This window comes from Microcystis sp. M_QC_C_20170808_M3Col, from assembly GCF_007095505.1.
Classification (GTDB): Bacteria; Cyanobacteriota; Cyanobacteriia; order Cyanobacteriales; family Microcystaceae; genus Microcystis.
This window is the reverse complement of record NZ_SFBY01000476.1, coordinates 1-7,208: the sequence shown is the minus strand read 5'-3', so window position 1 is coordinate 7,208 and position 7,208 is coordinate 1. Positions and strand designations below refer to the sequence as shown.

The 7,208-nt window shown below is 46.7% G+C and carries 7 protein-coding genes and 1 pseudogene; 4 read left to right on the top strand and 4 right to left on the bottom strand.

The genetic code is table 11. The features are described 5' to 3' along the window. A partial coding sequence (locus tag EWV84_RS22070) for a Uma2 family endonuclease (RefSeq protein WP_287080101.1) occupies window positions 1-521 on the bottom strand: 521 nt, incomplete at its 3' end. Between the two features lie 43 nt (window positions 522-564). Next, window positions 565-1,911 carry an acetyl-CoA carboxylase biotin carboxylase subunit gene (gene accC, locus EWV84_RS22065; RefSeq protein ID WP_287080100.1) on the bottom strand — a complete coding sequence of 449 codons (1,347 nt, stop codon included), beginning with the start codon at window positions 1,909-1,911 and terminating at the stop codon, window positions 565-567. Window positions 1,912-1,936: 25 nt separating this feature from the next. Here accC and EWV84_RS22060 point away from each other — a divergent pair, with 25 nt between their 5' ends. Together EWV84_RS22060 and hisD are read left to right on the top strand one after the other, a co-directional pair. Beyond that, entirely contained in the window at window positions 1,937-2,137 is a 201-nt protein-coding gene (locus tag EWV84_RS22060; protein WP_287080099.1) for a hypothetical protein, read from the top strand. A gap of 114 nt (window positions 2,138-2,251) precedes the next feature. Next, the gene (gene hisD / locus EWV84_RS22055; protein WP_287080098.1) at window positions 2,252-3,508 is read left to right on the top strand and encodes a histidinol dehydrogenase; all 1,257 of its coding nucleotides are present in this window, start codon (window positions 2,252-2,254) and stop codon (window positions 3,506-3,508) included. A 5-nt stretch (window positions 3,509-3,513) separates the two neighbouring features. On the opposite strand, the gene EWV84_RS22050 is transcribed toward hisD, so the two are convergent. Next, entirely contained in the window at window positions 3,514-4,728 is a 1,215-nt protein-coding gene (locus EWV84_RS22050) for an ABC transporter permease (RefSeq protein WP_287080097.1), read from the bottom strand. On the opposite strand from EWV84_RS22050, the gene EWV84_RS22045 reads away from it, so the two are divergent. Further along, a complete protein-coding gene (locus tag EWV84_RS22045) occupies window positions 4,727-4,852 on the top strand; it encodes a hypothetical protein (RefSeq protein WP_287080095.1) in 126 nt (41 codons plus the stop codon). The two genes, EWV84_RS22050 and EWV84_RS22045, sit on opposite strands and share 2 nt — an antisense overlap. A gap of 92 nt (window positions 4,853-4,944) precedes the next feature. Here the strand turns inward: EWV84_RS22045 and EWV84_RS22040 are convergent, their stop codons facing one another. Next, the gene (locus EWV84_RS22040; protein ID WP_287080091.1) at window positions 4,945-6,519 is read right to left on the bottom strand and encodes a glucose-6-phosphate isomerase; all 1,575 of its coding nucleotides are present in this window, start codon (window positions 6,517-6,519) and stop codon (window positions 4,945-4,947) included. Between the two features lie 539 nt (window positions 6,520-7,058). Between EWV84_RS22040 and EWV84_RS22035 the strand changes: the two are divergent. Then, a pseudogene (locus EWV84_RS22035) lies at window positions 7,059-7,208 on the top strand (IS5/IS1182 family transposase); the annotation flags it as partial.

Here is a 7,208-nt window from a genome sequence, read left to right as displayed (position 1 = left end):
CCCGATAAACTCTCTGGATTGGTTAAAATTTCTACTGCCTGTCCTTGACGATAAATTTCTACTTCTCTAGTTTTTCTATTGATTAACCAACCTAAACGAGTCCCATTATCTAAATATTCCTGCATTTTTTTCCTAGCAGTTTCTATGTTGTCACTAGGAGACATTAATTCAATGACAAAATCGGGAGATAGAGGTAAAAATCTTTCCTTTTGTTGTGGGGTTAAAGCTTGCCATTTTTCCAAAGGTATCCAAGCAGCATCGGGAGAGCGATCGGCCCCATTAGGTAGTTTAAATCCTCCAGAAGAATCAAAAACTACACCTAATTTATTTAGGTTATTCCATAACCATAATTGGGCAGTGATTCCAGCGTTAGAATTACTGGTTTCTCCTCCAGTCGGTGGCATAATAATTAAATCTCCTTTTGGGTTGCGTTCCAAGCGCAAATCTCGGTTATCCTGACAAAGTTGAAAGAACTGTTCATCGCTGAGTTGAAACGAGTTAAATTTAACTTCTACTGTCATTATTATCCCCAACCTACTCTCGTCTAAAATTCATGGTAACGCGCTAGGGCAAGAGATGTTCTTGGATGAAATTAGTGTAAACATCTCCGGCTAAAAAGGCGGGAGTTTCCAGTATTTTACGATGGAAATCAATAGTCGTCGGTACTCCCGTGATCGCACATTCCCGCAGGGCGCGTTTCATGCGTTTAATCGCAGTTTCGCGATTTTCTCCCCAGACAATTAATTTACCGATTAGGGAATCGTAATAGGGGGGGATTTCGTAATCGGTGTAAACGTGGGAATCCATGCGGACACCGGGACCGCCGGGGGGCAGATAACCGCTAATTTTGCCGGGGTGAGGGCGAAAATTGCGATCGGGATCCTCGGCATTAATGCGACACTCGATCGAATGCCCTCTAAATATCACCTGATCTTGCTTAATTTGCAGTTTTTCGCCCTGTGCCACCAGAATTTGTTCTCGGATCAGGTCTATCCCCGTGATCATCTCCGTGACGGGGTGTTCCACCTGAATACGGGTGTTCATTTCCATGAAGTAAAAATTGCCGTGTTTATCGACTAAAAATTCCACAGTTCCCACCCCGACGTAATTAATCGATTTAGCGGCTTTAACGGCGGCATTACCCATTTTTGAGCGTAAATGGGGCGTTAAGAAGGGGCTGGGTGCTTCTTCTAGCAGTTTTTGGTGTCGTCGCTGAATCGAACAGTCTCTTTCTCCTAAATGGATCACGTTACCGTGACTATCGGCCAAAATCTGAAACTCGATATGTCGGGGACATTCGATAAATTTTTCTAGATATACTCCTGAATTGCCAAAAGCCGCTGCTGCTTCCCCTTGGGCGGCTTTTAACATATCACCTAGTTCATCTGCACTCTTGACAAGACGCATCCCACGCCCTCCACCGCCGGCGGTGGCTTTAATCAGGACAGGATAACCGATGTCATCAGCGATACGTTTTGCTTCCGCTTCTGAGGTAATTAAACCACCACTGCCAGGGATAGTGGGAATTCCCGCTTTTTGCATGGTTTTTTTAGCGGTAGATTTATCCCCCATAGCCAGAATAGCGCTGGGAGACGGACCGATAAAAGTTAACTGATGATCGGCACAAATTTCGGCAAAGCGGGCGTTTTCTGCCAAAAAACCGTAACCAGGATGGATCGCCGTGGCGTTGCGTGTTAGGGCAGCCGAGATGATATTAGGGATATTTAAGTAACTTTTGCTGCTTGGGGGCGGACCAATACAAACACTCTCATCGGCCAGTTGAACGTGAAGGGCATGGCGATCGATGGTAGAGTGGACGGCAACGGTTCTAATGCCCAATTCTTCGCAACTATGAAGGATTCTTAAGGCGATTTCCCCGCGATTGGCGATTAATATCTTGGCAAACTGCATTGGACGACCACGAGATCAGGCTGGTGTGATAGGCGACTATTTAGTAGAATATCTGGTTTTGTTACCTTGTGGGGAAGTGGGGAAGTGGGGAAGTGGGGAAGTGGGGAAGTGGGGAAGTGGGGAAGTGGGGAAGTGGGGAAGTGGGGAAGTGGGGAAGTGGGGAAGTTGTCTCATCACCCTATCACCCTATCACCCTATCTCCTGCCTCCTGCCCCCTAACGACTAACGGCTAAAATAACTGACTCGGTCTCCCTCCCCGGTCAAGATTGAAAGCGATAAGCTAGAGTGTGAGGAGTGAAAACTTTTTAATCTCGTTTCGCCCCTAGAGGATAATAGCTCGATGTTGCGAATTATCACAGAGCCATGGTCAGCCAGAACGGAACTGAGACGAATTCGGGAACGGTTCGACGATCCGGAAATTCGGGAAAAAGAATCGCTTGTCCGAGAGATTGTCGAGCAGGTGCGACTTTCTGGCGATCGCTCGTTGGTGGATTACACGGAAAAATTCTACCAACAGTCCCTTAATCTACAACAACTGAAGGTGAGTGGCTCGGAACTCGATGCTGCTTATCAACAGGTGTCGCAGGATTTATTAAATGCGATCGCCGTTGCCTGTCAAAAAATGGAGGCTTTTCATCGTCAGCGTCTTCCCAAAGCTTGGGTACAGTTTCCTGAGGATGGTACGGTTCGGGGGAAACGTTATCAACCGGTTAACAGCGTGGGAATTGTCGTTCCCGATGGGAAACGGGCCTATCTCAGTTTATTGCTCCAACAGGCGATTCCTGCCAAAATAGCGGGGGTTAAACGGATTGTGATGGTATCTCCTGCTGATGAAGATTTACGCATCCATCCGGCGATTTTAGTGGCAGCCCAATCGGTGGGTATTAGTGAGATTTATCGGGTGGCTGGACCACAGGCGATCGCCGCTTTAGCCTACGGTACAAAAACGATCGCTCCCGTGGAGATGATTGCCGGAATAGGTGATTTTTATACTAATTTGGCTAAAAAACTAGTTTCTGACCATGTAAAAATCGATTATCTCTCTATTACTTCTGATTTGGTTATTATTGCCGATAGTCAAGCCAATCCCAGGCAGTTGGCCCTAGATTTATTAGCGCAAGCGGAACAGTATTCCCTAGCGGCAGCGATTTTATTGACGACGGATAAGGCTTTGGCCCTAATAGTACAGGAAGAAGTGCAAAAACAGTTACAGGTACATCCCCAGAGATTGTTAACGGAAAAAGCGATCGCTCATTATGGTTTAATCGTGGTGGTGGAATCATTGGAGAAAGCGATCGAATTATCGAATCTTTTTGCTCCCACCCATTTATCCTTAATGATCGATGAGCCTTGGGAAAAGCTATCTTCTGTGAGACAATCGGGAACTATTCTCCTCGGTTCCACTACTCCAAAAGCGGTGGCTGATTATTTGGGTTGTCCCGTGGGAGTGGAAACTTTTCTCGATTCCGCCACTTTAATCGAATATCCTGCCGATTCTTTCGCCTCCATAGCCCACAATCTGCAAATATTAGCGCAAGCGGAGGGATTTACGACAACGGACGCGGGTATAGAATCCCGAGGTCAGGACAAGACCTAGAAAAACTATAATCTTCTCAAAGCAACGATTGGATCTAATTTAGCGGCACGATGAGCGGGAACAACACCGAAAATTAGACCGATGGCACTGGAAACTCCTAAAGCGAGAATTATCGCAGGGATTGAGACACTGGTGGTTAAAGCGGCAAAAATTCCTGCTAGATACATTCCTTGAATACCGACAAAAATCCCGATCATTCCGCCAGTGGTGGCTAAAATCACCGACTCAATGAGAAATTGACCTTTTATATCCCCTTCTTTGGCTCCCAAAGCCTTTCTTAACCCGATTTCTTGGGTTCTTTCCGTGACTGACACGAGCATAATATTCATTACGCCGATTCCCCCGACAAAAAGGGAAATACTGGCGATCGAGGCTAACATTCTAGTTAAACTATCGTTAGTCTCTTTGGTCATTTCTAAGACTGCGGTTTGAGGGAAAACCTGCACATAATTCTCGTCGCTGACCTGATGACGCATTTGCAGCAGGTTGCTAATCTGAAACTGGGCGGCTTTAATTTGGGCAGAGCTTTTCGCCAAGACAGAAATATGAGTCAGGGGAATGCCATAGATAGCTCTGCGTCCTTGAACCTGATTAGACATAGTAGTTAGGGGAATTAACGCTCGATCGTCCTGATTAGCCTCAAATAAGGAGCCTTTCGCCTGTAAAACTCCAATAACTTGAAAACTAAGATTGCCGATGCGAAGATTTTCGCCGACGGGATTGCGATTACCAAAGAGATTTTTGGCTAATTCCGATCCCAAGACAATCACGCGATTATCCCGTTTCAGGTCAGATTCCATAATAAATCTACCTTTAGATAGTTGACGGTTACGCACGTTTAGGTACTCGGCTCCCACCCCGATCAGGGGGCTATTACTGGTTCTATTACCGAAGGATAAGATTCTTGTACCGCTCAATTCGGGAGAAATGGCGGCAATGGCGGGAACTTGAGCTGCGAGCGCTTGAGCATCTTCGTAGGTGAGAGGCCGGGGATTAGGAATTGTCCGCCGGACATTGCGCGAGGAGGTGGAAACAAATAAAACATTCGGACCGAGGGCTTCAAACTGCTCGAGGGCGACTTTTTGCGCTCCTTCACCCACTCCCACTAGGGCAATGACGGAGGCGTTACCGATAGCAATTCCTAGCATGGTCAGACCACTACGCAGTTTATTGCCCATCAAAGCGGAAAAAGCCATTTTCAGGTTTTCGAGCATTTCCATGGTTAGTTATATTCAGTGGGGAAGTGGGGAGATGGGGAAGTGGGGAGATGGGGAAGTGGGGAGATGGGGAAGTGGGGAGATGGGGAAGTGGGGAGATGGGGAAGTGGGGAGATGGGGAAATTGAACTAAAACCCCAAAACCCCAAAACCCCAACCCCCAACACCTGTCTCCTGTCTCCCGACTACTGACTCCCGACTACTGACTCCTGACTCCTGATTAGCGGGTAGAGATTTGGATCGTTTCCGGTTTGCTTAAATCGCCAGTAATAGTTAAACTGCGCCGATTAGCGTTGAGATGACGGACGATTTTATAGATAGCCTCAACTTGGTCACTAGCGCCGATTTTGGCCGCTAGTGTGGTTAGGTCGAGAGAAGTCCCCGTTTCCCGAACAACTTGCACGATTTTTCTCTGTAAATCCAGAATGGAAGCGGCGGCTTTTTTCCCCGCTTCTACCCCGGGTTGATGGTAGGCGTTAATGTTAACTAAACTAGCATAGAAACTAACGGCCCGTTCGTAGAGGGCGATTAAGGCCCCTACCTGACGAGGAGTAACCTCTGGGATAGTGATAGTGATAGAGTGACGACTGTTTTCGTATAAAGCTTGTCGAGTACCTTGCAGTAATCCTGAGAGGAAATCGCCAGCAGTGGAGCCGGTTTCCACTTCTATCGAATCTCCTTGCCGGTCTTTTAACACTTCAATAAAAGTAGCGAAAAAATTGGGAATACCTTCGCGTAATTGTTGGACGTAGGCGTGTTGGTCGGTGGAACCTTTGTTACCATAGACGGCGATACCTTGGTACACCGTATTGCCATCGAGGTCTTTTTCTTTACCGAGGGACTCCATTACCAATTGTTGCAGATAGCGGCTAAAGAGATAGAGGCTGTCTTTGTAGGGCAGAATCACCATATCTTTCTCTCCCTTGCCATTGCCCTCATGATACCAAGCTAGAGCCAGTAGGGCGCTAGGATTTTTTTTCAGGTTATGGACGCGGGTGGCGATGTCCATTTCTTTGGCCCCAGCTAACATTTCATCAATGTCGATACCCTGCAAAGCGGCTGGGAGAAGACCGACGGCGGATAGTTCTGATGTACGACCACCGACCCAATCCTGCATAGGGAAACGAGTTAGCCAATCTTGGGCGTATTTGTCCAGTTGGCTACCCGGCATAGTGACGGCGACCGCGTGTTGCGGAAAGTCTAAATCTTGTTTTTCGTAAGCGTTGCGGACCTCTAACATTCCGTTTCTCGCTTCGGGAGTGCCGCCGGATTTACTGGTGACGATAACGAGGGTGGTAGCTAAGGGTAAATGGGCTAGGGTGCGATCGATGCCTTTCGGGTCGGTATTATCAATAAAAGCAATCTCTAAGGGGGGAAAATCGGGTGCTAGAGCCGAACCGACGAATTGGGGACCCAAAGCAGACCCCCCGATGCCTACACAGAGAATATGGCTAAATTTTTCTTGATCAGGCGGTTTAATTGCTCCGGAGTGAATTTTCTTGACAAATTCTTTAATCTGTGCTATGGGTTCGGTGATTTCGGCCCGCAATTCCTGGTTAGGAGCGAGTTCAGGAGCGCGCAGCCAGTAGTGGCCGACCATACGCTGTTCGTCGGGATTGGCGATCGCACCCTGTTCTAAAGCTGTCATATCTTGGAAAGCGCGCTCAAATTTTGCTTCTAGACCTTTGAGAAAAGCCTCATCGAAGGGAATCCGACTGACATCGAGATAAAGTTCTAGGTTAGGGTGATAGTATAACCAATCTTGGTAACGTTGCCAGAGTTGCAGATTATCCATAAAAAAAGCGAAATTTTTGTTTAATTACTCGTTTAGGAGAGATAGGATTCTATCCTCTCCAATCATCATACAGGTAGTTTTAGGCTAGAAGATGACGGTTAAGCATATATTAGGGGTTGGCAAAATACTAACAGCGACTGAACTATCCCCTAATTGTTCGGTTTGCTGGTGTTGGCTGTTGATTTTTTAATTAGGGTTTGCTGAATAAATCTAAAAACCTTGTTGGGTAGGACTTTTAGACTATTTGTCAATCAAAAAGTGCCAGCCATTGGAGTGTTCGGGGGGGGAAATTTAGGCACTTTTTCCCTGAAAATTAGGTAATTGAACTCCTGAAAATCGGTAAAACCCTACACCCTACACCCTACACCCCACACCCTGCCCCCAGGAAAAACTTTTTGCCGCAAACCCTATTTAGGGTCTGATGAATAAAGCTAAAAACCTTACAGGAAAGGGCTTTTAGCTTGATTGAGAGCTTCCCAAATGCACTTAAATCTGCGCTTAATCGCTCAAAACCCTTGCATCTCCTCTATCTAGTACTAATGTATCGCAAGATTGAGCAACTGCCAACCTCACCGGAAAACTTCGAGTTTCCCTCGGAGGGGAAATTATCCCCAGACAATCGTTGGGTTATCATGGCCAATCTAATTCCTTGGTCAGAATTTGAAGAAGAATATGCCCAAAACTTCTCA